This is a genomic window from Massilia sp. PWRC2, assembly GCF_049896725.1.
Classification (GTDB): domain Bacteria; phylum Pseudomonadota; class Gammaproteobacteria; order Burkholderiales; family Burkholderiaceae_D; genus JAFCUW01.
Genome location: NZ_JAFCUW010000003.1, coordinates 111,338 through 134,769 on the forward strand (window position 1 = coordinate 111,338; position 23,432 = coordinate 134,769).

The 23,432-nt window shown below is 65.6% G+C and carries 21 protein-coding genes; 13 read left to right on the forward strand and 8 right to left on the reverse strand.

Annotated elements, in window-relative coordinates; translation table 11 throughout:
* Positions 1-12: 12 nt before the first annotated feature.
* Complete coding sequence (locus ACP7BZ_RS08155; RefSeq protein WP_426111900.1) at positions 13-762, forward strand: ZIP family metal transporter; 750 nt, start codon at positions 13-15, stop codon at positions 760-762.
* On the opposite strand, the gene ACP7BZ_RS08160 is transcribed toward ACP7BZ_RS08155, so the two are convergent.
* The 4 genes from ACP7BZ_RS08160 to ACP7BZ_RS08175 are packed head-to-tail and all read right to left on the reverse strand — an operon-like array spanning position 759 to position 3,673.
* Complete coding sequence (locus tag ACP7BZ_RS08160) at positions 759-1,328, reverse strand: DUF4337 domain-containing protein (RefSeq protein WP_426111902.1); 570 nt, start codon at positions 1,326-1,328, stop codon at positions 759-761. The two genes, ACP7BZ_RS08155 and ACP7BZ_RS08160, sit on opposite strands and share 4 nt — an antisense overlap.
* A 5-nt stretch (positions 1,329-1,333) precedes the next feature.
* Positions 1,334-2,578, reverse strand: coding sequence for a beta-ketoacyl-[acyl-carrier-protein] synthase family protein (locus ACP7BZ_RS08165; RefSeq protein WP_426111903.1), 1,245 nt, complete (start codon positions 2,576-2,578; stop codon positions 1,334-1,336).
* Positions 2,575-2,823 (reverse strand): phosphopantetheine-binding protein, encoded by a 249-nt coding sequence (locus ACP7BZ_RS08170; RefSeq protein ID WP_426111905.1) that lies wholly within the window; start codon positions 2,821-2,823, stop codon positions 2,575-2,577. Before ACP7BZ_RS08170 ends, ACP7BZ_RS08165 begins: the two co-directional genes overlap by 4 nt.
* Before the next feature lies 1 nt (position 2,824).
* Positions 2,825-3,673 (reverse strand): alpha/beta hydrolase, encoded by an 849-nt coding sequence (locus ACP7BZ_RS08175; protein WP_426111907.1) that lies wholly within the window; start codon positions 3,671-3,673, stop codon positions 2,825-2,827.
* 208 nt (positions 3,674-3,881) lie between these two features.
* Between ACP7BZ_RS08175 and ACP7BZ_RS08180 the strand changes: the two genes are divergently transcribed.
* From ACP7BZ_RS08180 to ACP7BZ_RS08200, 5 genes are all read left to right on the forward strand, one after another.
* Entirely contained in the window at positions 3,882-4,556 is a 675-nt protein-coding gene (locus ACP7BZ_RS08180) for a response regulator transcription factor (protein ID WP_426111909.1), read from the forward strand.
* The gene (locus tag ACP7BZ_RS08185; RefSeq protein WP_426111911.1) at positions 4,543-5,961 is read left to right on the forward strand and encodes a sensor histidine kinase; all 1,419 of its coding nucleotides are present in this window, start codon (positions 4,543-4,545) and stop codon (positions 5,959-5,961) included. The genes ACP7BZ_RS08180 and ACP7BZ_RS08185 overlap by 14 nt, the downstream gene beginning before the upstream one ends.
* A 448-nt stretch (positions 5,962-6,409) precedes the next feature.
* Positions 6,410-7,738 carry a carbohydrate porin gene (locus ACP7BZ_RS08190; protein ID WP_426111913.1) on the forward strand — a complete coding sequence of 443 codons (1,329 nt, stop codon included), beginning with the start codon at positions 6,410-6,412 and terminating at the stop codon, positions 7,736-7,738.
* Between the two features lie 9 nt (positions 7,739-7,747).
* A complete protein-coding gene (locus ACP7BZ_RS08195; RefSeq protein ID WP_426111915.1) occupies positions 7,748-9,478 on the forward strand; it encodes an ABC transporter permease in 1,731 nt (576 codons plus the stop codon).
* Positions 9,479-9,503: 25 nt separating this feature from the next.
* Entirely contained in the window at positions 9,504-10,796 is a 1,293-nt protein-coding gene (locus tag ACP7BZ_RS08200) for a nitrate/sulfonate/bicarbonate ABC transporter ATP-binding protein (protein ID WP_426111917.1), read from the forward strand.
* A gap of 66 nt (positions 10,797-10,862) precedes the next feature.
* On the opposite strand, the gene ACP7BZ_RS08205 is transcribed toward ACP7BZ_RS08200, so the two are convergent.
* From ACP7BZ_RS08205 to ACP7BZ_RS08215, 3 genes are read right to left on the reverse strand one after another with little or no spacing between them, the layout of a single operon-like run.
* Complete coding sequence (locus ACP7BZ_RS08205) at positions 10,863-11,702, reverse strand: sulfurtransferase (protein WP_426111919.1); 840 nt, start codon at positions 11,700-11,702, stop codon at positions 10,863-10,865.
* A 10-nt stretch (positions 11,703-11,712) separates the two neighbouring features.
* Complete coding sequence (locus tag ACP7BZ_RS08210) at positions 11,713-12,636, reverse strand: DMT family transporter (RefSeq protein WP_426111921.1); 924 nt, start codon at positions 12,634-12,636, stop codon at positions 11,713-11,715.
* Entirely contained in the window at positions 12,637-13,752 is a 1,116-nt protein-coding gene (locus tag ACP7BZ_RS08215; RefSeq protein WP_426111923.1) for an aromatic ring-hydroxylating oxygenase subunit alpha, read from the reverse strand. It abuts the gene before it with no gap.
* Positions 13,753-14,153: 401 nt separating this feature from the next.
* Between ACP7BZ_RS08215 and ACP7BZ_RS08220 the strand changes: the two genes are divergently transcribed.
* The 3 genes from ACP7BZ_RS08220 to dxs are packed head-to-tail and all read left to right on the forward strand — an operon-like array spanning position 14,154 to position 17,200.
* The gene (locus tag ACP7BZ_RS08220) at positions 14,154-14,447 is read left to right on the forward strand and encodes an exodeoxyribonuclease VII small subunit (RefSeq protein ID WP_426111925.1); all 294 of its coding nucleotides are present in this window, start codon (positions 14,154-14,156) and stop codon (positions 14,445-14,447) included.
* A complete protein-coding gene (locus ACP7BZ_RS08225) occupies positions 14,444-15,340 on the forward strand; it encodes a polyprenyl synthetase family protein (RefSeq protein ID WP_426111927.1) in 897 nt (298 codons plus the stop codon). Before ACP7BZ_RS08220 ends, ACP7BZ_RS08225 begins: the two co-directional genes overlap by 4 nt.
* Positions 15,341-17,200 carry a 1-deoxy-D-xylulose-5-phosphate synthase gene (gene dxs, locus ACP7BZ_RS08230; RefSeq protein WP_426111929.1) on the forward strand — a complete coding sequence of 620 codons (1,860 nt, stop codon included), beginning with the start codon at positions 15,341-15,343 and terminating at the stop codon, positions 17,198-17,200.
* Between the two features lie 30 nt (positions 17,201-17,230).
* On the opposite strand, the gene ACP7BZ_RS08235 is transcribed toward dxs, so the two are convergent.
* Positions 17,231-17,782 (reverse strand): cob(I)yrinic acid a,c-diamide adenosyltransferase, encoded by a 552-nt coding sequence (locus ACP7BZ_RS08235; protein ID WP_426111931.1) that lies wholly within the window; start codon positions 17,780-17,782, stop codon positions 17,231-17,233.
* 84 nt (positions 17,783-17,866) lie between these two features.
* Here ACP7BZ_RS08235 and ACP7BZ_RS08240 point away from each other — a divergent pair, with 84 nt between their 5' ends.
* Genes ACP7BZ_RS08240 through ACP7BZ_RS08255 form a run of 4 tightly spaced genes read left to right on the forward strand, consistent with a single transcriptional unit; the run spans position 17,867 to position 23,428 of the window.
* The gene (locus ACP7BZ_RS08240) at positions 17,867-19,348 is read left to right on the forward strand and encodes an FAD-linked oxidase C-terminal domain-containing protein (protein WP_426111933.1); all 1,482 of its coding nucleotides are present in this window, start codon (positions 17,867-17,869) and stop codon (positions 19,346-19,348) included.
* A 13-nt stretch (positions 19,349-19,361) separates the two neighbouring features.
* The gene (glcE, locus tag ACP7BZ_RS08245) at positions 19,362-20,474 is read left to right on the forward strand and encodes a glycolate oxidase subunit GlcE (protein WP_426111935.1); all 1,113 of its coding nucleotides are present in this window, start codon (positions 19,362-19,364) and stop codon (positions 20,472-20,474) included.
* Between the two features lie 3 nt (positions 20,475-20,477).
* On the forward strand, positions 20,478-21,710 hold the full coding sequence (gene glcF / locus ACP7BZ_RS08250; RefSeq protein ID WP_426111937.1) for a glycolate oxidase subunit GlcF: 1,233 nt from the start codon (positions 20,478-20,480) through the stop codon (positions 21,708-21,710).
* Positions 21,707-23,428 carry a response regulator gene (locus ACP7BZ_RS08255; RefSeq protein WP_426111939.1) on the forward strand — a complete coding sequence of 574 codons (1,722 nt, stop codon included), beginning with the start codon at positions 21,707-21,709 and terminating at the stop codon, positions 23,426-23,428. The genes glcF and ACP7BZ_RS08255 overlap by 4 nt, the downstream gene beginning before the upstream one ends.
* Positions 23,429-23,432: the final 4 nt, after the last annotated feature.

The following is a 23,432-nucleotide window of genomic DNA, read 5'->3' on the forward strand; positions in this document are numbered from 1 at the left end:
CTTATTTCCATTTTGCTGGCGACCACGCTCGCTGGTGTCGTCAGCATCACCGCCGCGGCGGTGTTTTCGTTTACATTGCTGTCGAAAGTGGTCGAACGCATGGTCAGCCTGTCGGTTGGCATCATGCTGTCGACCTCGCTGCTGCACGCGCTGCCGGAAGCGTTCGAGTCGAAGGCCAACCCGCGCACCCTGTTCGCCACCCTGCTGGGCGGCCTGCTATGCTTTTTTGTGCTGGAAAAGCTGGCCATCCTGCGCCACTCCCATCACCACGAGGGCGATGGCCACCACCATGCGCACGGCCACGATGCCATCGAAGCGGGCCGCGCCGGCTGGATGATCCTGATCGGCGACGGCATGCACAATTTTACCGACGGCATCCTGATCGCCGCCGCCTTCCTGGCCGATCCCAAGCTGGGGCTGGTCACCGGGGTCGCCATCATCGCCCACGAAATTCCGCAGGAAATCGGCGACTTCATCGTGCTGCTCAACGCCGGCTTTTCGCGCACGCGCGCCTACCTGTTCAATTTGCTGTGCAGCCTGCTGGCAGTCGCCGGCGGCTTGCTCGGCTATTTCACGCTGGACCGCGCCAGCGGCTTGATTCCCTACGTGCTGGTGTTTGCCGCTTCCGGCTTCATTTATATTGCCGTCAGCGATTTGATGCCGCAGATGCAGCGCCGCGCCACCGTCAGGGAATCGGTGCCGCAGGTGTTGTTGATCGGCCTCGGTGTCATCATCGTGCTGGTGCTCACCGGCGGCCATTAAAACAGCGTCGTCAGCGCGATCAGCAAGCCCACGGACGCGCTCAATAGCGCGCTCCACCACAGCCAGCGGCGCCGCGTCAGCACCGTGATGGCCGCCAGGGCAATCGCAATTTGCAGAAACGTCAAGGCCATGGCCAGGTGCTCATGGGGGCGCAGCTTGGCCTCGGACTGCCGGCCCAGGCTGCGCGACTCTTCCTGCAAGCGCTGCGCTTCGTGCTGCACCAGCGCTTTATCGCTGGCTTGTTTGGCCCGGTCTTCCAGAAAATGTCGCCTGGTATCGGCATCGACGGCCAGCGCGCCGACCGCATCGTCGAGGTGCTCTTTCATCGACTTGGCCTGATAGTAGGCCCACTGGTCGCTCGCTTCGGCCTGCTTCAAGATGCTCTGGTTCTTCAAGAACATCGCTTCATTTTGCGCACTGCCACTGGCGTAACTGAGCAGGGCGGCAATGGTTGCCAGCACGGCCGTCATCAGCGAAATGCGCTGCGCCAGGCCATCGCTGCCCTGCCCGGCCAGTTCTTCGATGCGCTGTTCGTGCGGGCTCGGTACTTCGTAGTCGTCGTCCATCTGGCTCAGGGGGCTTCGTATTGGGCGACGATCAGGGCGACGTTGCTGCCGCCAAAAGCAAACGAGTTCGACAGCGCGGCCTTCACCGTACGGCCATGCAGCGCCTGCCCGGCAATATGCTGCAGATCGCAGGCCGGGTCGGCCCGGTCGAGAAACGCCGTCGGCGGCAGCGCGCCGCTGCGCAAGGCTTGCACGGTGATGACGAATTCGAGTGCACCGGCCGCGCCCAGCGTGTGGCCGTGCATCGACTTGGTCGAACTGACGGGAATGGCATCGGTTGCCGCGCCAAACGCCAGCCGGATCGATTGCGATTCGGCCAGGTCGCCCGCCGGCGTGCCGGCGCCGTGCGCATTGATGTAGCCGATGGCGGCGCCATCGAGGCCAGACTGCTGCAAGGCCATGCGCATCGCTCGGGCCTGGCCGCTGGCGTCGGGGCGGGTGATGTGGGTGGCGTCGTTGCTGCTGCCGTAAGCGACCAGCTCGGCAAGAATGGTGGCACCGCGCGCCTGCGCCGATGCCAGCGACTCGAGCATCACGGCAGCGGCCCCTTCGCCCAGCACCAGTCCGCTGCGGCTGGCGGCAAACGGCCGGCACGAGCGTTCGCCGGTTTGACCATCGGCCGGCGCCAGCACGCGCAGCGCTTCCCACGCGCTGACCACGGCGTAACTGAGCAGGGCTTCCGAGCCGCCCGCCAGCACCCGTGCGCCGTAGCCGTGGTGAATGTGACGGTAAGCTTCGCCGATCGCTTGCGCCGACGATACGCAGGCGCTGCTGTAATTGTTGACGGTGCCGCCAAAGCCGCAGCGCAGGGCGATGTGGGCGGCGGCGGCGTTGTTCATCGCGGCCACCACGGTCATCGGCCGCACCCGTTTTTTACCATCGATAAACAGATCGGTGTAGCCCGCCTCGACGGTGGTGGCGCCGCCCATGCCGGTGCCCCAGAACACGCCGCTGTCCATGCTCGGTTCCATCGCGCTGCTCAAACCGGCTTGCTGCAAGGCTTCACTGGCGGCGATCCACGCCAGCACCGCGTGACGGTCGAACTGCGCCAGTTCGGCGCCGGTGATCACCGGTGGCAGGGGAAAGGTGATTTGCGCGGCCGGCACGCCGGGACGCTGCAGGGCGCCGGCCAGTTCCAGCATGCCGATGGCGCTGCGGCCACCGAGCACCTGGGCAAAATTATGGTCGGCACCGGTCCCCAGCGCCGAGATGGCGCCGATGCCGGTGATGACGACCCGCTGGCCGCTCATGCGGTGGCGGTGCGCTGTTCCAGGTAACGGTCGACGTGATCGGCAATGTCTTGCACCACGACCAGGCTGGGCCGCTCGTCGCCGATCTGGATGTCGAACGCTTCTTCGAGATCGAAAATCAATTCAATCACAGTGAGCGAATCGGCGCCCAGGTCGAGCAGCACGGTGCTGGCGCTGATGCTGTCGGCGGGAATGCTCAGGCTTTTGGCCAGCAGGGTAATGACGGTAGGCAGGGATGTGTTCATATCAGGCAATCGCTTCAGAATAGGGGGAGGGCATGGCGGCCGGCAGCAGCTGGCGGTTGAAAAAATCGATGGTCTCGTTGGCGACGATCTCTTTCTCGTTGTCCAGCGTGATGATGTGATAGCTGTCTTGTAAGATCAGCTTGCGGCGGATCGCCGAGCTGATGTGGCTGTCGACGAAATCGGCGCTGCGCGTGCTGGCAACGTCGTCTTCCTGCGCATGGATGATCAAGGCCGGCGTGTGCACCAGCGCCAGCTGTTTCCTGACCTGGCGGATCAGCCGGTGCGCCTGAAAAATGCCTTCGGCCGACAGCCGCGCCGCGCCCGCCGCCGACGAGCCGGTGACGGCCATTTCGCGGGCGATCCAGCGCTGCAGGTTGTTGTTCTTGATGCCGTAGGGCGCCCGTTCCTGGTAGGAGTACAGGTGGCGCAGCGGCGTGTAATAGGCCAGCGGCAAAAGAAAGCGGTACCACGGCAGGCTCCAGCCATCGTAGGCGAGGGTGGTCGCCAGCAGCGACAGCGCCGCCACTTCGTCGCCGCGGTCGATGGCCAGGCGCAGCGCCAGCACGGCGCCGATGCACAAGCCCGTCACCGACACGCTCACGTGGGTGCGTTTGAGCTGCTCGAACTGGCGCACCACCTCGGCGTACCAGCTCTCGCAGTCAGCGGTGCGATACGACGCGCCGCTACCCGTACCAGCGGCAAAACCATAGCCCTCGATGAGGGGAATGTGCACGGTATAGCCGGCGCTTTGCAGTTTCTTGCCCAGGTATTGCATTTCGAGTGGATTGCCCAGCAATCCATGCAATGCCAGGACCGCGTGTTCGCCGCCGGGCAGCGTCATCGTCTTCATCAAAGTTGTTACCTTTTCTTGTGCCCGGTACAGCGGCGCGCATTTGCGCTATCGATGGCGGGTGCTGCTGGCGCAGGCCGCTGCAGGGGAGGGCGTCGGCACGGCGATCTGGCCGCTTCGGTTAAAATGCCAGCGCGACCCCGGTCCGGTGGGTGCTCTCATGATACTGGCCCAACCTTGACTGAACCTTGCTGCGGGAAACCGAGACATGACTTTGTTGCTCGTCGAAGACGACCGTGAACTGGCCCATGGCCTGTCCAGTTCGCTGGCGCAATCGCACTACCAGACCGACGTGGTCTACGACGGCCAGGCGGCGATTGCCGCCTGCAAGCACACCAGCTACGACCTGCTGATCCTCGACCTGGGCTTGCCCGATCTGGATGGCCTGGAAGTGCTGCGGCGCCTGCGCCTGGGAGGCCTGACGGCGCCGGTGCTGATTCTGACCGCGCGCTTCGACCTCGACGACCGCGTCTCCGGCCTCGATGCGGGCGGCGACGATTACCTGGCCAAGCCGTTCGATCTGCCCGAGCTGGAAGCGCGCATCCGCGCCCTGCTGCGCAGAAGCGCCGGCACCGGCTTGCATCACTACGGCGACATCGCCTTCGAGCTGGCCACCATGCAAGCGAGCGTGCTGGGCCGCGCGGTCGAGCTGACCGCGGCCGAGGCGACCGTGCTGGGCCTGCTGCTGCGGCGCCCGGGCCGGGTGGTGAGCAAATCGCAATTCATCGACGCGCTGTACGACCACGCCGCGCAAAAAAATCCGGCCATGATCGAAGTGTTCATCAGCCGCCTGCGCCGCAAGCTGGCGCAGGCACAGTCGCAGGTGTCGATCCGCGCGCTGCGCGGGCTTGGTTACCGGCTCGAAGAGCATGCGCCGCTCTGAAGCGGTAGCGGTAGCGACAGCGACAGCGCCGCGCAGCCTGCGCCGTCAGCTGCTGCTGCACCTGTCGGCGCCGCTGCTGGCAGTGCTGGTGTTCGGCGCCTTCGGCGGCATGATCATCGCCCGTCACGTCGGCTACCAGGTGCATGACCAGTGGCTGCTCGACTCGGCCATGACCCTCAACTCGCAGGTGCGGCTGGTGGACGGTCGGGCCAGCCTGGCGCTGCCGCAGGTGGCCATCGACATGTTCCGCTACGACCGCGTCGACCGCATTTACTGGCAAGCATCGACGGCGCGCCATGGCGTGCTGCTGGCCAATGCCAGCATCGCGCCGCCGCCGGCGCTGGCCATGCGCGCCGACAAGCCGCTGTTTTTCGATGCCATCATCGAGGGCGCGCCCGTGCGCGTGGTGGCCGTCGAAGTGGCGCTGGCATCGGCGCCGGCCGATACCCTGCGCATCATGGTGGCCGAAACCATGCACAAGCGCGAAGCGCTGGCCGGCAAGATCGTGGCGCAGTCGGCACCCCTGCAAGCGGCTGTTTTATTTCTCGCGGGTATGTTCGTGTGGCTGGCCGTCAGCCGCAACCTGCGCCAGCTCGACCGCGTCGCTGCGCAGCTGGGCAGTTACGACACCGGCAGCCTGACGCCGGTGGCCGACAGTGCCCGCATGCCGGCCGAGATTGCGCCGCTGGTGGGGGCGATCAACCGCCTGCTCGCTAAACTGAGCGACGAGCAGCATTCGCAACAGCGTTTCATTGCCAATGCCGCCCACCAGTTGCGCACGCCGCTGGCGACGCTGCAGGTGCAAACCGCGCGCGTCTCGCGCGAGACGGATCCCGCCAAACAGCAGCAGGCGCTGGGCGACGTCTATGGCGCCGTCACCCGCCTGCACCACGTCACCCACCAGCTGCTCACGCTGATGCGCTCGGAAGCGCAGGTGCACCCCCATTTGACACTGGGCAGCGTCGATCTGGCCGTGCTGGCGCGCGACGAGGTCGAGCGCTGGACTGACCGCGCCCTGAAAAAACACATCGATCTCGGTTATGACGGCGCCGAGCACGGCGTCATGGTGCTCGGCGACAGCCACCTGCTGCGCGAACTGCTCAGCAATCTGCTCGACAATGCAATCCGCTACAGCGACGCCGGTGGCACCGTCACCTTGAGTATCGCTGCCGATCCGCTGCGCCTGACGGTCGACGATGACGGCCCCGGCATTGCCGAACACGAGCGCGGCCTGGTGCTGGAACGGTTCTTCCGCGGCAGCGCCAGCGAAGGCACCAGCGGCTGCGGGCTGGGTTTGCCGATCGCCTTTGAAATTGCGGCTCGCCATGGCGCGCACCTGAGCATAGCGGCCGCACCGGGCCGGCGCGGCGCCCGTATCGCGGTGGCGTTTCCCCTGCCGGCATGAGGCCGGGATGACTGTCGTATTTCGGCCAGCGGGTAAAAAAATTGCCACATCGGTGCTTGACGGCCCGGCAAGCGCGCACTTACACTTCGCCTGTTTTTATAGCATGGAAATTCCGTACATGGGCACTTGCCTGAGTGATTGTTGTTGCCAGAGTGATTCTGGTTCTGCCTCGGCACGCTAACGCAGCGGGTTCCTCCTGCCGTCATCGCGCCGCTGGCCGATGATGGTATTCCGATGTCCCGGGCGCTCGCCCGGTCCGTCAGCATTCCTCTAACATACCGAACATACCGCGTTGAACTGGCCTGCCGCCGACATGGCGTGCGCTGTCACGACCCGGTCATGCGCAGCAGTCATCATCAAGCGCCCGCCGTTACGGCCCGTGGCCCGTGCTCGCGCACGCCATCAAGATTGCGGTTTTGGCCGTCATCGTCGATTCAACGAGGTAGCAATGCATTACATGAATGAGCTGCAGGGCGCCGTGCTGGCGGCAGCGCTGCTGGCGGCCCTGCCGGTTCAGGCGCAGACGCCGGCAGGCAGCGAGGAAGCGTGGAACCTGCACGCGCAGTCGACCTATATCTGGCAAAAGAAAGCGTCCTTTGCTGCCCCTTACAGTGGCATCAACAGCTTGAGCACGGCGGCCGAGACCTCGTATTCGTTCAGCGCCACGGCGGCGCTGGGCTGGCGCGCCTGGTCCGGCGGCGAGCTGTACGTCAATCCCGAGCTGGTGCAGGGTGTGCCCTTGTCCAATCTGACGGGGCTGGGCGGCATGAGCAATGGCGAGCAGCAAAAGACCGGCGGCCCCCATCCGACCCTGTATCGCGCGCGCCTGTTCGCCCGCCACAGCATCGCCCTCGGTGGCGCGCGCGTGCAGGTGGAGTCTGACAGCAACCAGCTCGCTGGCATGGTCGACCAGCGCCGCATCGTCGTCACCGCCGGCAATCTGGCGCTCATCGATATTTTCGACAACAACGCGCTGGCGCATGACCCGCGCACGCAGTTCATGAACTGGGCCCTGCTGGCGCACGGCGCCTATGATTTTGCCGCCGATGCCCGTGGCTACAGCAACGGTGCCGCCGTCGAATGGTACTGGGACGCCTGGGTGCTGCGCGCCGGCCGCTTCATGCAGCCGGCACAATCGAACGGCCTGGCACTCGACCGCCAGCTGCGGCATCACTTTGGCGACCAGCTCGAAGTGAGCCACAGCCATGCCATCGCCGGCCGCGCCGGCAGCGTGCGCCTGCTGGCATTTCACAACCAGGCGGTCATGGGCAGTTTCAAGGATGCCCTCGCCGCTGCCGCGCGCGACGGTGGCAGCCCCGACGTCGCCCTGGTGCGCCACCAGCAAAGCAAGCGCGGCGCCGGCATCAGCGTCGACCAGGAAGTGACCGCCGCTATCGGCGTGTTCGCCCGCGCCAGCGCCAACGATGGCGCCACCGAGACCTACGCCTTTGCCGAAATCGACCGCTCGCTCTCGGCCGGCGCCGTCTTCAAGGGCGAACTGTGGCAGCGCAGCGCCGACACGGCGGGCGTGGCGCTGGTGCGCGATGGCCTCTCGGGCGCCCACCGCGCTTATCTGGCCGCCGGCGGCCACGGCGCCTTTGTCGGCGACGGCCGTCTCGCCTACCGGCCTGAAGCGATCGCCGAAACGTATTACAGCGTCGCGCTGGGCGGCCACGCCTGGCTGACGTTCGACTACCAGCACATTGCCAACCCCGCGTACAACCGCGCGCGCGGTCCCGTCAACGTCGGCGCCATCCGCCTGCACGCGCAGATGTAAGGAAATCGTATGTTCGAACTGTTTCACGGGCGCCGCAGCGTCAGCGCGCTGCGCAGCCGCCCGAATCGCTGGGACTGGATCCTGCTGCCGCTGGTGCTGGCCCTGCTCGCCGCACTCGCTTACGGCGCCATGCAAATGACGCGCCCGTTCACGGTGGGGCAGCCGACGCCGATCTCGCTCGACCCGGTGCATTTGCCGTATTACCTGCTGCGCACCATGTTGCGCATGTTCACAGCGCTCGGCTTTTCACTGGTGTTCAGCTTTGTGTTTGCCGCCGTCGCCGCCAAGTACCGGGCTGCCGAAAAGCTGATGATCCCGTTGCTCGACATCCTGCAATCGGTGCCGATTCTCGGTTTTCAGGCGATCGCCATTGCGCCCTTCATCGCGCTGTTTCCCGGCAATCTGCTGGGCGTCGAATGCGCCGCCATTTTCGCCATTTTTACTTCGCAGGCGTGGAATATGGCGTTCAGCCTGTACCAGTCGATGCGCACCGTGCCGGTCGAACTGAGCGAAGCATCGCGGGTATTTTGCCAGTCGGCCTGGCAGCGCTTCTGGCGCCTCGATTTGCCGTTTGCCATTCCCGGCCTGCTGTGGAACATGATGATGTCGATGTCGGGCGGCTGGTTCTTCCTGGTGGCGGCCGAAGCGATCTCGGTGGGTGGCCAGGACATCAAGCTGCCCGGCATCGGCGCCTATATCGCGCTGGCGATCGAGGCGGAAAACGGCGCCGCGATTGCCTGGGCGATTTTGGCCATGCTGGCCGGCATCGTCATCTACGACCAGCTGTTCTTCCGTCCCCTGCTGGCGTGGGCCGACAAGTTCCGCTTCGAAGAATCGCAGGGCGACACCGCGCAAGGCTCATGGCTGCTCGACTGGGGCCGCCGCAGCCGCTGGATCCGCGCCCTCACCGAGCGCTTCTGGCGCCTGATGGGACGGGCGCTGGGCTGGTTCAGCCATGGTGGCGGCCGCGCCGTCGCCCGCCCGCGCGCGCACGCGCTGGCCAGTTACGCCGCGCGCGGCTGGAGCGTGCTGCTGCCGGCCGCCTCGCTGCTGGCCGTGTATGAACTGGTGCGCTTCGTCCACAGCGTGGTGGGCTGGGCCGAAGCGGGTCACGTGGTGGTGCTGGGCCTGCTCACCCTGACCCGCGTGATGGTGCTGATCGGTCTGGCCTCGCTGGTGTGGGTGCCGGTTGCCGTCTGGATCGGCCTGCGCCCCCGCTACGCCCAGCGGGTGCAGGCGCTGGCGCAGTTCTTCGCCGCCTTTCCCGTCAACCTGATGTTTCCGGTGGTGGTGTATCTGCTGCTGACGCTGCGGCTCAATCCGAATATCTGGCTCAGTCCGCTGATGGTATTTGGCACCCAGTGGTACATCCTGTTCAACGTCGTCGCCGGTGCCTCGACCATTCCCAACGAGCTACGGCTGGCCGCCGACAATCTCGGCCTGAAGGGCTGGCTCAAGTGGAAGCGGGTGTATTTGCCGGCGGTGTTTCCCGCCTATGTGACGGGCGCCATCACTGCCAGCGGCGGCTCGTGGAATGCCAGCATCGTGGCCGAGTATGTCACCTGGGGCAAGACCACGCTGGTCGCCGATGGCCTTGGCAGTTACATCAAGCGCATGACCGATGCCGGCGACTTTCACCGCATTGCGCTGGGCATCGGTGTGATGTGCGTGTTCGTGATGCTGCTGAACCGCTTTTTCTGGCGCACACTGTATGCGCGTGCCGAACAGCGCGGCCTGTAATAAAAGAAATGGACAAGGAATGAGCATGAGCGAAGCTGTATTGATGGAACTGCAGGGCGTCGTAAAATCCTTTCGCAGTGCCGACGGCGCCCCCCGCCTGATTCTCGACGACGTCAATTTCACCCTCAACAAGGGAGAAATTGTTGCCCTGCTGGGCAAATCGGGTTCCGGCAAATCGACCCTGCTGCGCATCATGGCCGGCCTGATCGGTGCCGATGCCGGCCAGGCGCATTACCGTGGCCGGCCGATCGCCGGTCCGGCGCTGGGCGTGGCCATGGTGTTCCAGTCGTTCGCCCTGTTTCCGTGGCTGACGGTGCAGCAAAACGTCGAGCTGGGCCTGGAGGCGCAGGGAATCGCCGCGGCCGAACGCGAACGGCGCGCCGATGCCATGCTCGACCTGATGGGCCTGGCCGGCTTTGGCGGCGCGCTGCCGCGTGAACTGTCGGGCGGCATGCGTCAGCGCGTCGGCATCGCCCGTGCGCTGGTCACCAATCCCGATGTGCTGTTGATGGATGAAGCGTTTTCCGCCCTCGACGTGCTCACTGGCGAAACACTGCGCAACGATATTTTAGAGCTGTGGGACAGCCAGCGCATTCCCACCAAGGGCATCCTGATCGTCTCGCACAATATCGAGGAAGCGGTGATGATGGCGGACCGCATCATCATCCTGTCGAGCGGGCCGGGGCGCATCCGCCAGCAGGTGGCGATCGACTTGCCGCGTCCCCGTTCGCTCGATTCGCCCGCCGTGCGCGCGCTGATCGACCAGGTGTATGCGCTGATGACCATGCGCCCGGCAGGCGAAGCGCACACGGCGGCGACCGCAGCCAAACAGATCGATTACCGCTTGCCCGAGACCGACGTCAGCCGCATCGAAGCGATTCTCGAACTGCTGGCCGAGGCGCCATTTAATGGCCGCGCCGATTTGCCGCAACTGTCCGAAGTGGCCGAGCTGCAAGACGACGAATTGCTGCCGACCTATGAAGCGCTCGGTCAGCTGGGGCTGGCACTGATCGAAGATGGCGACATTTCTCTGACGGCACTGGGTCACAGCTACGTGCAGGCGGCGCAGACCTTGCGGCAGGAAATTTTTGGGCGCCAGTTACTCAGTCAGGTGCCGCTGGCGGCGCGCATCCGCCAGCATCTCGACAACGAGCCCGGTGGCTCCTTGCCGGAGCAACCCTTCCTCGATCTGCTGGAAGAATTCGTCGAGAAAGAAGAGGCGCAGCGCATGCTGGAAGTGGCGGTGGAGTGGGGCCGGTATGGTGAGGCGTACGAGTACGACTTTCACACCGGGCGGCTGACTCTGCCTGACAAGTAAGACGCAGGGGGGGCTGGCGCCGCCAGGTGCCTGTCCCATTTTTCCGTCAGCCGACGCTATCAGCGCCTAGCCCCGCTGCACCGGCCGTGCCGCATCGGCACTCCACTCGCTCCACGAGCCCGGATACAAACGCGCCCCGGTTAAACCAGCGATCTCGAACGCCAGCAGATTGTGGCAGGCAGTCACGCCCGAGCCGCACTGCATCACCGCGCTGGCGGCGTCGCCCAGCGGCGCCAGTTCGGCGCGCAGCAGTTCGGCGCTTTTAAAGCGGCCATCGGCGTCCAGATTATTTTTGAAAAAGCGATTAATTGCCCCCGGAATATGACCAGCGACCGCATCAATGGTTTCGTTCTCGCCCCGAAAGCGGTCAGGAGCACGGGCATCGACCACCGTCAGTTCTTCGCTGCTCAGATTGGCCACCAGCGTGGCCGCATCGACGCTGCCGGCCAGGGCAGGGCGCGCGCTGATGTTGCCGGGCGCTCTGTCGGCTGCCGCCGCGGTGCTTAACGGCCCGCTCCACGCCTGCAAGCCGCCATCGAGCACCGCCACCGCCGGGTGGCCCAGCCAGCGCAGCAGCCACCACAGGCGCGCTGCATACATGCCGCCGTGGGCATCATACGCCACCACCTGGGTGCCATCGTTGACGCCCCAGCGGCGCAGCAGGTCCAGCAAATCTGCTGGCGCCGGCAGCGGGTGGCGGCCAAGGAACACGCCGGCGCCGTCGCGCTTGGCTCCGGCCAGTTCCTGCTCCATGTCGGCAAACACGGCGCCAGCGATGTGGCCGGCCTCGAAGGCGGCGCGGCCGGCCGTCAGCAATTGCAAGTCATGGCGGCAGTCGACGATCACGAGGTCGTCGTCGGGCATGGCGCGGGCCAGCTCGCTGGCGCTGATCAGGGTGGTGAACATGGCAGTCTCCTCAGGTTTCGCTGGCGATCGGGTCGGTTTTTTCGACCGCGGTGCCGCGTGCGGTGCTGCGGGTATTGTAATAGGTGACGGCCAGCCCCGAGCCGAAAATGATGGCCATGCCCAGCCACACGTGCCAGCCGAAGCGGTCGCCCCACAGCAGCATGCTCCAGATGCTGGAGAAAATAATGCCGGTGTACTGCAAATTGGCCACCACCAGCGTGTTGCCGACGGCATAGGCGCGCGTCATTGCCAGTTGCGCCAGGGTGGCGCAGGTGCCCATCAGCAGCAGCAAGCCGCCGCTATACCAGTCGAGCGGGTGAAAGGTGACGACGGCCGGATCGAACACGGTGGTGGCGCTGCCGGCCAGGCCGGCCGCCAGGTTGACGCACGAAAAGAAGAACACCACGCGGTATTCCGGTTCGCCCAGTTGCGACAGCTTGCGTACCTGCAGGTAGGCAGCGGCGGAAAACAGGCCGGAGCCCAGCGTGGTCAGCGCGCCGACCCACTGTTTCGCTTCAAAGGCTGGCTGCAGTACCAGGGTGACGCCGACAAAACTGCATAAAATGGCGACCACCAGCGGCCAGGCGACGTGGTCTTTCGCATGCCACCAGCCGGCGCAAAACAGGAAGGCGGCCATCCAGATGGGCGACATGTAGTTGAGGGTGACGGCGGTGGCCAGCGGCAGCTTGGAAATGCCATAAAACCACAGCCACAGCGACAGCACGCCCACCGCACCGCGCCACAGGTGGTCCTTGACGTGCGGCGTGCGCAGCGTGCCCCTCTGCTGGCGCACCAGCAGGGCCACCAGCACCACCCCCGTCAAGCCGCGGTACAGGACGATTTCGGCGATCGAGAAATGGGCGGAGGCGAGCTTGACGCAGGCGCTCATCACGGAAAACAGCAGCGCCGCTACCAGCATCCACAGTGAACCCACTTAAAATTCCCGGCCGGTCAGATCAATTTTGCTGCGGTACCACTCGTGAAAATGCTGCATGCCATCTTCCATCGGCGACTGGTAGGGGCCGCTTTCGCTGATCCCGCGCGCCAGCAGGGCGCGCCGGCCGGCATCCATGCGCAGGGCGATTTCATCGTCCTCGACGCAGGTTTCCATGTAGGCGGCGCGCTCGGCGTCGACGAACTCGCGCTCGAACAGCACGATTTCTTCGGGATAATAAAACTCGACGACGTTGCGGGTTTTTTGCGGGCCGTCCGGCCACAGGGTGGAGACGATCAGCACGTGCGGATACCACTCGACCATGATGTTCGGGTACAGGGTGAACCAGATCGCGCCCTTGTCCGGTGGCACGCCGCCGTTAAACTGCAGCACCTGTTGCTGCCAGCGCTGGTAGACGGCCGAACCGGATTGCTGCAGGCCGCGGTTGACGCCCACCGTTTGCACCGAGTAATCGCGGCCGAATTCCCAGCGCAAGTCAGCGCAGCTGACAAAGCCACCGAGGCCGGCGTGAAACGGCTCGACGTGGTAATCCTCGAGGTAGACTTCGATGAAGGTTTTCCAGTTGTAATTGCAGTGCTGCACTTCGACGTGGTCGAGCTGGTAGCCGGAAAAATCAAAATCCTTGGTCACCGACAGTTCGTTGAGCTGCTCCATCACGTGATACCCGTTTTGCTCGAACAACAGGCCGTTCCAGTTCTGCAGCGGCGTCTGCGCCAGGTGCAGGCACGGCGTTTCGGCGAAGTGGGGCGCGCCCAGCAGCTCGCCCTGCAAGTCGTAGGTCCAGCGGTGCAGGGGGCAGACGATGTTGGCGGCGTTGCCGCGGCCATTGAACATCAGCGCCTGGCGGTGCCGGCACACATTCGACAGCAACGCGATGCCCTCGGCATTGCGCACCAGCATGCGGCCTTCGTGCTCGGCCGTCAGGGTGGCAAAGTCGCCCACATTCGGCACCATCAGTTCGTGGCCCACATAGCGGGGGCCCGCCCTGAACAGCGTCTGCAATTCGCGCTGCAGCAGCGCTTCATCAAAATACACATCTACCGGAAGCTGCGCGTTTGGTCGCGCCAGCTTGGCGTGGGTAGCCAGATCGGACATCCCAACCCCCAATCAAAGTTGCATCGCGCCGTCAGCGGCGTCGAGCACAGCAAAAAGAAGAAATCCAGACGCCGTCAGCCGGGCTGCGCACGACGGGTTTTTGGACATAACCGGCGATTATACCTTCTAACGGGCCCTGCAGTCTTGCGGCGCTGCCGCCGGTCCAGCCCAAAGCTTAATTGATCAACAATTTTTTACACGCCATGCATGGACCCAAGCGGCGCTTGCGATAAAATGGGCCCTTTGGCCGCCATGGCAAACTGCCAACCGTGGTCACGACTGCGTGGGATTGTTCTAGAATAAGGAATTGGACAGGCCGTTGACGGCGAAGTTGCGCACTGTGTTTGCTCGCATGGTGCGGAAGACCTCGCCCGCGGCCATGCCACACAAGAAAAGCATCTATGGCAAAGAAATTATTAGCGGGTGACACGGCCGGCCCCGGCGCGCCGGTCTCGTTTGAAGAAGCAATGGCGGAACTGGCGCAGCTGGTGGCGCAGATGGAATCGGGCGCGCTGGCGCTGGAAGCGTCGGTGGTCGCCTATGCGCGCGGCGCCGAGCTGGTCAAGTATTGTGCCGCCCAGCTGGAAAAAGTCGAGGCCCAGGTCAAGGTGCTCGAAGGTGACATGCTCAAGCCGTTTGCCGCCGCCTTCGACGGTGCGGGCGCCGGCGTCAATAGCGACAGCGACGCCGCATGAGCCTGTTCGCTTCCTTCGAAGGCTGGATGCAAACCGTCCAGGTGCACGTGGAAGAGGCGCTCGAGCAATTGTTGCCGCCGGCTGCCAGCGAGCCGGCGCGCCTGCACGAAGCGATGCGCTACACCGTGCTCGGCGGTGGCAAGCGCGTGCGCCCCTTGCTGGTGTTTGCCGCCGGCGTCGTCAGCGGCGCCGAACTCGATGTGCTGGCACGCGCCGCCGCCGCCGTCGAAATGATCCACGCCTATTCGCTGGTGCACGACGACATGCCGTGCATGGACGACGACGCCCTGCGGCGCGGCCAGCCCACCGTGCACATCGCCTACGATGAAGCGACCGCCCTGCTGGTGGGCGACGCCCTGCAGGCGCAAGCCTTCGACGTGCTCGCCGGCGACACCAGCGTGCCGCCGGCGCGGCTGCTGGCGATGCTGCGCGTGCTGGCCGGCGCGGCCGGTTCGCACGGCATGTGCGGCGGCCAGGCCATCGATCTGGCCAGTGTCGGCGTGAGCCTGACCCTGGCGCAGCTCGAACGCATGCACCAGCTGAAAACCGGCGCGCTGTTAAAAGCGGCCGTGATGCTGGGCGCGCTGGCCGGGCGCACCATCAGCGAGGCCGAAAGCGCCGCGCTGGCGACCTATTCGAACGCCATCGGCCTGGCCTTCCAGGTGGTCGACGACATCCTCGACGCCACCGCCGATTCGGCCACGCTGGGCAAAACCGCCGGCAAGGACGCCGCCGCCAACAAGCCGACCTATGTGTCGATCCTTGGCCTGGACGAGTCGCGCGCGCTGGCCCACACACTGAGGCAAACGGCGCATGATGCGCTGGTGCCATTTGGCGAACAGGGACGGCGGCTGCGCGAGCTGGCCGACCTGATCGTGCAGCGGAAAGCATAAATGAACCTGCTAGAGACCATCAACGAACCGGCCCAGATGCGCAAGCTGGCGCGGGCCCAACTGACCCCGCTGGCCGCTGAACTGCGCCAGTACCTGCTCGAGTCGGTGTCGAAAACGGGCGGCCACCTGTCATCGAACCTGGGCACGGTGGAGTTATCGATCGCGCTGCACTACGTGTTTAATACGCCGTATGACCGCATCGTCTGGGACGTCGGCCACCAGACCTACTCGCATAAAATTCTCACCGGCCGGCGCGAGCGCATGCACACGCTGCGCCAGTTCGAAGGCCTGTCGGGCTTCCCCAAGCGCGACGAGAGCGAGTACGACACCTTCGGCACGGCGCACTCGTCGACCTCGATTTCGGCGGCACTGGGCATGGCGCAGGCAGCCAAAATCAAGGGCGAACACCGGCATGCCATCGCCGTCATCGGCGACGGCTCGATGACCGCCGGGATGGCGTTTGAAGCGCTCAATAACGCCGGCGTGCAGGAAGACCTCAATTTGCTGGTCATCCTCAACGACAATGACATGTCGATCTCGCCGCCGGTCGGTGCGCTCAACCGCTACCTGGCGCGCCTGATGTCGGGGCAGTTCTACGCCGCCGCCAAGAACGTCGGCAAATCGGTGCTGCCGCCACCCGTGCTGGAGCTGGCCAAGCGCTTCGAAGAACACGCCAAGGGCATGGTGGTGCCGGCCACCATGTTCGAAGAATTCGGTTTCAATTACATCGGCCCCATCGATGGTCACGACCTCGATTCGCTGATCCCGACGCTGGAAAACATCAAGAAATTGAAGGGGCCGCAGTTCCTTCACGTGGTCACCAAGAAGGGCCAGGGTTACAAGCTGGCCGAGGCTGAGCCGATTCTGTATCACGGCACCGGCAAGTTCAATCCCAGCGAAGGCATCAAGCCGGCCGCCGCCGGCAAGACCACCTACACCGAAGTATTTGGCAACTGGCTGTGCGACATGGCCGCGAGCGATGGGCGCCTGGTCGGCATCACCCCGGCGATGCGCGAAGGCTCGGGCATGGTGCGTTTCGAGAGCCTGTATCCGGACCGGTATTTTGACGTCGGCATCGCCGAGCAGCACGCGGTGACGTTCGCCGGTGGCCTCGCCACCGAAGGTTTAAAGCCCGTCGTGGCGATCTACTCGACCTTCCTGCAGCGCGCCTACGATCAGCTGATCCACGACGTCGCCCTGCAAAACCTCGATGTCGTTTTTGCCCTCGACCGTGCCGGCCTGGTCGGCGCCGATGGCGCCACCCACGCCGGCAATTACGATATGGCGTATCTGCGCTGCATTCCGAACATGGTGGTGATGGCGGCGTCGGACGAAAACGAATGCCGTCGCATGCTCACCACGGCGTTTCATTACGCCGGGCCGGCAGCGGTGCGTTATCCGCGCGGCGCTGGCGTCGGCGCGGCCATCGAGACGACCCTGACCTCGCTCGAAATGGGCAAAGGCGAAGTGCGCCTGCAGGGCAGCAAAGTGGCCATCCTCGCCTTCGGCTCGATGGTCGCGCCGAGTATCAAGGCCGGTGAAGAGCTCGGCGCCACGGTGGCGAACATGCGTTTTGTGAAGCCGCTCGACGTCGCCCTGGTGCGCCAGCTGGCGGCCAGCCACGATTACCTGGTGACGGTGGAGGAGGGCTGCATCATGGGTGGCGCCGGCGCTGCGGTGGCCGAAGCGCTCGCTGCCGAAGGCATCGTCAAGCCGATCCTGATGCTCGGTTTGCCGGATGCGTTTATTGACCATGGCGATCCGGCCACGCTGCTAGCCGGGGTTGGGCTCGATGCGCGTGGGATTGGCGCGTCGATCATCCGCCGCTTTGGGCCGCTGCGGGGACTGGCACGCGCGTAGCGCGGTGGCCGTCCCCGTCAGCGCGGGCTGTTATCTTTTCCGCTCGTGCTGCCACAAGACGTCGCTGCCCCCCGCAAAGCGGTTCAGCACCCGCGCCAGCACGAACATCAAATCCGACAGCCGGTTGACATACTGGCGCGGGTGCTCGTTGATCGCTTCGTGTTTGCCCAGCGTGACGATGGCCCGTTCGGCGCGCCGGCACACGGTGCGGCACACATGCGCAATCGACGCCGCCCTTGAACCGGCCGGCAAAATAAACTCTTGCAGCACCGGCAAGGTGGCGTTGTACTTGGCCAGCAGCGCATCGAGCCGCTCGACATGGGCCTCGGTGATCATCTGGTAGCCAGGGATGCACAATTCGCCGCCCAGATCGAACAGGTCGTGCTGGATGGTGACCAGTTCTTCGCGCAAGTCGTCGGGCATCGCTTCGCACAGCAGCAATCCCACAAAACAGTTCAATTCGTCGACGTCGCCCAGCGAGATGATGCGGTCGCTGTCCTTGTCAGTGCGGCTGCCGTCGCCCAGTCCGGTGGTGCCGTTGTCGCCGGTGCGGGTGGCGATTTTCGATAACCTGTTGCCCATGATGCTCCTGTGGTTTTTTTAGCTGAAATGGTCCGTGATAAGGCGCGAGGATACGGCAAAACCAACATCCAGTACAATCGTTACATGTCCGAATCCACCGCCATCGATCCCGTCCGCCGCCAGCAGGTGGCCAGCGCCCTGCGCGCCGCCCTGCCAGCACGCGTCGTCCTGTCTGATCCCGAGGACACCCGCCCCTATGAGTGCGACGGTCTGGCCGCCTACCGCCAGCTGCCGATGGTGGTGTGCCTGCCCGATTCGGAAGCGCAGATTCTCACCATTCTGGCCATCTGCCGTGAGCTGCAGGTGCCGATCGTGCCGCGCGGCGCCGGCACCGGCCTGTCGGGCGGCGCGCTGCCGCTGGCCGACGGCGTGGTGCTGTCGACCGCGCGCCTGAACCGCATCGTGCGCATGGAACCGTATTCGCGCACGGCGGTGGTGCAGCCGGGCGTGCGCAACCTGGCCATCTCAGAAGCGGCCGCCGTGCACGGCCTGTATTATGCCCCCGACCCGTCCTCGCAAATCGCCTGTACCATCGGCGGCAATGTGGCCGAAAATTCGGGCGGCGTGCACTGCCTCAAATATGGCCTGACCGTGCACAACGTGCTGCGCGTGCGGGTGGCCACCATCGATGGCGAGATCATCGAACTGGGCAGCGAAGCGCTCGATGCGCCCGGCCTGGACCTGCTGGCCGTATTCATCGGCTCCGAAGGCATGCTCGGCATCGTCACCGAAGTGACCGTCAAGCTGGTGCCGAAACCGGCGGCGGCGCGCGTGATCATGGCCTCGTTTGCTGACGTCGTCACCGGCGGCAATGCCGTGGCCAGCGTGATCGCTGCCGGCATCATCCCGGCCGGTCTGGAAATGATGGACCGTACTTCCGCGCGCATGGTCGAGCCGTTTGTCAAAGCCGGCTACGACACCGACGCCGCCGCCATCCTGCTGTGCGAAGCCGATGGCACCCATGAGGAAGTGGAAGAAGAAATCGCCCGCATGACGGCGGTGCTGGAAACGGCCGGCGCCAGCGCCATCGAGGTGTCGCAGTCCGACCAAGAGCGCATGAAGTTCTGGTCCGGCCGCAAGAACGCGTTTCCGGCAGCCGGCCGCATTTCGCCCGACTACTACTGCATGGACGGCACCATTCCGCGAAAACGGCTGGCCGAAGTGCTCACCGGGATCGAGCTGATGGAAGCCGAATACGGCCTGCGCTGCGCCAATGTGTTCCATGCCGGCGACGGCAATCTGCATCCGCTGATCCTGTTCGACGCCAACCAGAGCGGCGAATTTCTGCGCGCCGAAGCATTCGGTGAGGCCATCCTGGCGCTGTGCGTGGCGGTCGGCGGCACCATCACGGGAGAACATGGCGTCGGCAAGGAAAAAATCAACTCGATGTGCCTGCAGTTCACGCGCGCCGAGCTCGACGCCTTCTTCGCCGTCAAGCGCGCCTTCGACGTGCCCTTCCTGCTCAACCCCGATAAAGCCATCCCTACCCTGAACCGCTGCGCCGAATTCGGCAAGATGCGCGTGACGGCCGGCCTGCTGCCGTTTGCCGATCTGCCCCGTTTTTAAAAGCGCGTTGACCATGACCCACGAGCAGCACATCGACTCATTGCGCCAGCAGGTGCTCGCCGCCGCCGCCGCCAGGCGCCCCCTGCGCATCCGCGGCGGTGGTACCAAGGACTGGTATGGCGCCGCCGCCGCCGCCGCCGACACGCTGCTCGACATGCGTTCGCTGTCAGGCATCATCGACTACGAACCGACCGAGCTGGTGATCACCGCCCGCAGCGGCACCCCGCTGGTCGAGATCGAGGCGGCGCTGCGTGAACACAATCAAATGCTCGCGTTCGAGCCGCCCCATTTCGGCGCCGGCGCGACGCTGGGAGGGGTGGTGGCGGCCGGCCTGTCCGGCCCGCGCCGCGCCAGCAGTGGCGCCGTGCGCGACTTCGTGCTGGGCGCGGTGCTGATGGATGGTCGCGGCGAGGTGCTCAATTTCGGTGGCCAGGTGATGAAAAACGTCGCCGGTTACGATGTGTCCCGCCTGCTGGCTGGCTCCATGGGCACGCTCGGCGTCATGCTGCAGCATTCGATCAAGGTGCTGCCACGGCCGGTGGCGACAGCGACCCTGCGCTTTGCCATGAGCGAAATCGATGCGCTCGCGCGTTTGAATACCTGGGCCGGCCAGCCGCTGCCGGTGTCGGCCAGCTGCTGGCACGATGGCGTGCTGACGGTGCGCCTGGAGGGCGCTGCCGCTGCCGTCGATGCCGCCATTGCTTCGTTCGGCGGCGAGCGCCTGTCAGCCGATGGGGCCGACGCCTTCTGGACCGCCCTGCGCGAGCACAGCGATCCTTATTTTAAGGACGCCAGCCAGCTGTGGCGTTTGTCGGTGCCGCCGGCCGCCGGTGCCCTGGTGCTCGACGGCGAGCAGCTGATCGAGTGGGGCGGTGCCCAGCGCTGGTTGAAGTTACCCGCCATCGATAGCGCCGATACCACTGACAACGCGCTGGCGCGCGCCGCGCGCATCCGCGCCAGCGTGCGCGCCGCCGGTGGTCACGCCACCCTGTTCCGCCAGGGCGCGGCAGGCCGCGCCGGCGTGCCCGTATTCGAGCCGCTCGCCCCTGCCATCGCCCGCGTCCACGAGCGCCTCCAGCAGGCTTTCGATCCCGCCCACATCTTCAATCCCGGACGACTGTTCTGATCCATGCAAACCAATCTCGCCGATTTCATCAAGGGCAGCGCCGACGGCATCGAAGCCGAAGCCATCCTGCGCGCCTGTGTCCATTGCGGCTTTTGCACGGCCACCTGTCCCACATACCAGATTCTCGGTGACGAACTCGATGGCCCGCGCGGGCGCATCTACCTGATCAAGCAGGTGCTCGAAGGCGCCACCGCAACCCGCAAGACCCAGCTGCACCTCGATCGCTGCCTGACCTGCCGTAACTGCGAAAGCACCTGTCCGTCGGGGGTCCAGTATGGCCGCCTGATCGACATTGGCCGCCGCGTGGTGGAACAGCAGGTGCCGCGCCCGGCGGCCGAGCGGCTCACCCGCGCAGCGCTCAAGGCAACCCTGCCGCGCGCCTGGATTTTCAAGCCGGCCTTCAAAATGGGCCAGCTGGCGCGCCCCCTGCTCTCGCCCGCACTGCAGGACAAATTGCCGCGCACGGCGCCGGCCGGCCACTGGCCGCAGCGCAGCCACGCGCGTAAGATGCTGGTGCTGGCCGGCTGCGTGCAGCCTGCGATGGCGCCGAATATCAACGCCGCCACCGCCCGCGTGCTCGACGCCTTTGGCGTGCAGTTGCTGGTGGCGCCCAGGGCCGGCTGCTGCGGCGCACTGCGCCACCACCTCAACGACCAGGACGCGGCGCTTGACGACATGCGCCGCAATATCGATGCCTGGTGGCCGCTGATCGGGCACGACGATTCCACGGTCGAGGCAATCGTCATGACCGCCTCCGGCTGCGGCGTCACGGTCAAGGAATACGGCCACCTGCTGGCGCACGACCCGGCCTACGCGGCGAAGGCGGCGCGGGTGTCGCAGCTCACGCGCGACCTTGCCGAAATCATGCCCGAGTTTGAAGCGGAGCTGGCCGGCCTGGCGCGCAGCAAAGCCAGTGGGCGCGTGGCCTGGCATCCGCCGTGCACGCTGCAGCACGGCCAGCAAATTCGCGGCAAGGTCGAAGCCGTGCTGCGCGCGGCCGGCGTCGACGTCACCCTCTGCGCCGACAGCCATTTGTGCTGCGGCTCGGCCGGCACCTACTCGGTGCTGCAGCCGGAACTGTCGCACCAGCTGCGCGAGCGCAAGCTGGCCAGCCTGGCCGCCACCGGCGCCGACGAAATCGTCTCGGCCAATATCGGCTGCCTGATTCACCTGCAGTCAGGCACCAGCACCCCGGTGACCCACTGGATCGAGCTGATCGATCGCCTGCTGGCATGAACACCGGGGTGAGCAGCGCCGCCAGCGCCCGCGAGGCGGCGCTGCTGGCGCGCATCGAGCGGCTCGAGGCGGAGCTGGCGCTGCAGCGCCATGCCGCCGCCGCCATCGCCACCGACGACCGCGTGTCGCGCTCGCACGAACTGCGCCAGCAGTTGCGCGACTCGATCGATTTTGCCAGCCTGGCGCTCGACGCCGTCAGTGGCGTTGGCGTCTGGACCTATGAAGTGGCCACTGACCGCTTCAGCTGCGACAGCGCGATCGCTGCGCTGTACGGCATCGACCCGGCCGACGGCGCCGCTGGCGTCACCCGCCAGCGCTTCATGGCCAACATCCACCCCGACGACCTGGCAGTGCTGCGCCAGACCATGGCCGCCGGCATGATCCACAGTGGTGATGTCGAAGCCGAATACCGCATCTGCCACCCAGACGGCAGCACCCGCTGGGTGCTCTCGCGCGCCCACACCTATGTCGACGCTGCCGGCAAACCGGTGCGCCGCACTGGCGTCGGCATCGACATGACGGCCACGCGCGAGATGGCGCAGCAGCTGCGCCAGGCGCAAAAGATGGAAGCGGTGGGCCAGCTGACGGGCGGCCTGGCGCACGACTTCAATAATATGCTGCAGGGGATCATGGGGCCGTTGGAGATGGTGCGCCACCTGATGACGCCGGCCGACAGTACCCGCATGGGCCGCTTCATCGACATGGCGCTGGGCTCGACCGGCCGCGCCGCCACGTTGACGCACCGGCTGCTGGCCTTTTCACGGCGGCAGACCCTCGCTCCCAGCCTGCTCGACGCCAATGAACTGGTGCGCTCGATGGCCGAGCTGCTGCGCCGCACCACCGGCGCGCAGATTGCCCTGCTGCTGCAACTCGATGCGGCGTCATGCATCACCCGCTGCGACGCCAACCAGCTCGAAAGCGCGCTACTGAACCTGGCGATCAATGCCCGCGACGCCATGCCGGGCGGCGGTGTTTTGACCATCGCCACCGCCCGCGCGTGCCTCGACGAGCGCCAGGTGCGTGCGTTCGGCGGCAGCAGCGCCGCCGCTGCCGGCGATTATATTTGCATCGGGGTGGCCGATACCGGCGTCGGCATGCCGGCGGCCGTACTGGAGCAGGCCTTCGAACCGTTCTTTACCACCAAGCCGCTGGGCCAGGGCACCGGGCTGGGACTGTCGATGGTGTACGGCTTTGCCGGTCAGTCGGGCGGCTTTGCCCATATCGACAGCCAGGCCGGGGTCGGCACCACCATTCGCCTGTGGCTGCCGCAGCACAAGCATAGCGCCGCATTGACGTCGCTGGCGCCGCTGACCGCGGCGGCGCCGCGCCTGCACGGTAGCAGCGCCGGCGTCGGCAAAACCGTGCTGGTGGTGGAAGACGATGCGGCGGTCCTGCAGCTGCTGCGCGAGCTGTTGCAGGCGGCCGGTTATCGGGTGCTCGGTGCCAGTGAAGGGTTTGCCGGCCTGGCCACGCTCGAATCGGACGCCGTCATCGACCTCCTGGTGACCGATATCGGCCTGCCCGGCATCAATGGCCGGCAGATGGCCGAGGCGGGGCGCGCCTTGCGCCCACAGCTGCCGGTGCTGTTCATGACGGGGTATGCCGAAATGACGACAGCGGCCGGTGGTGCGCTGGCCACTGGCATGCAACTGATCGCCAAGCCGTTCCAGGTGGCCGATATGCTGGCGCGCATCGAGGCGATGCTCTGGCCCGCCTGACCGC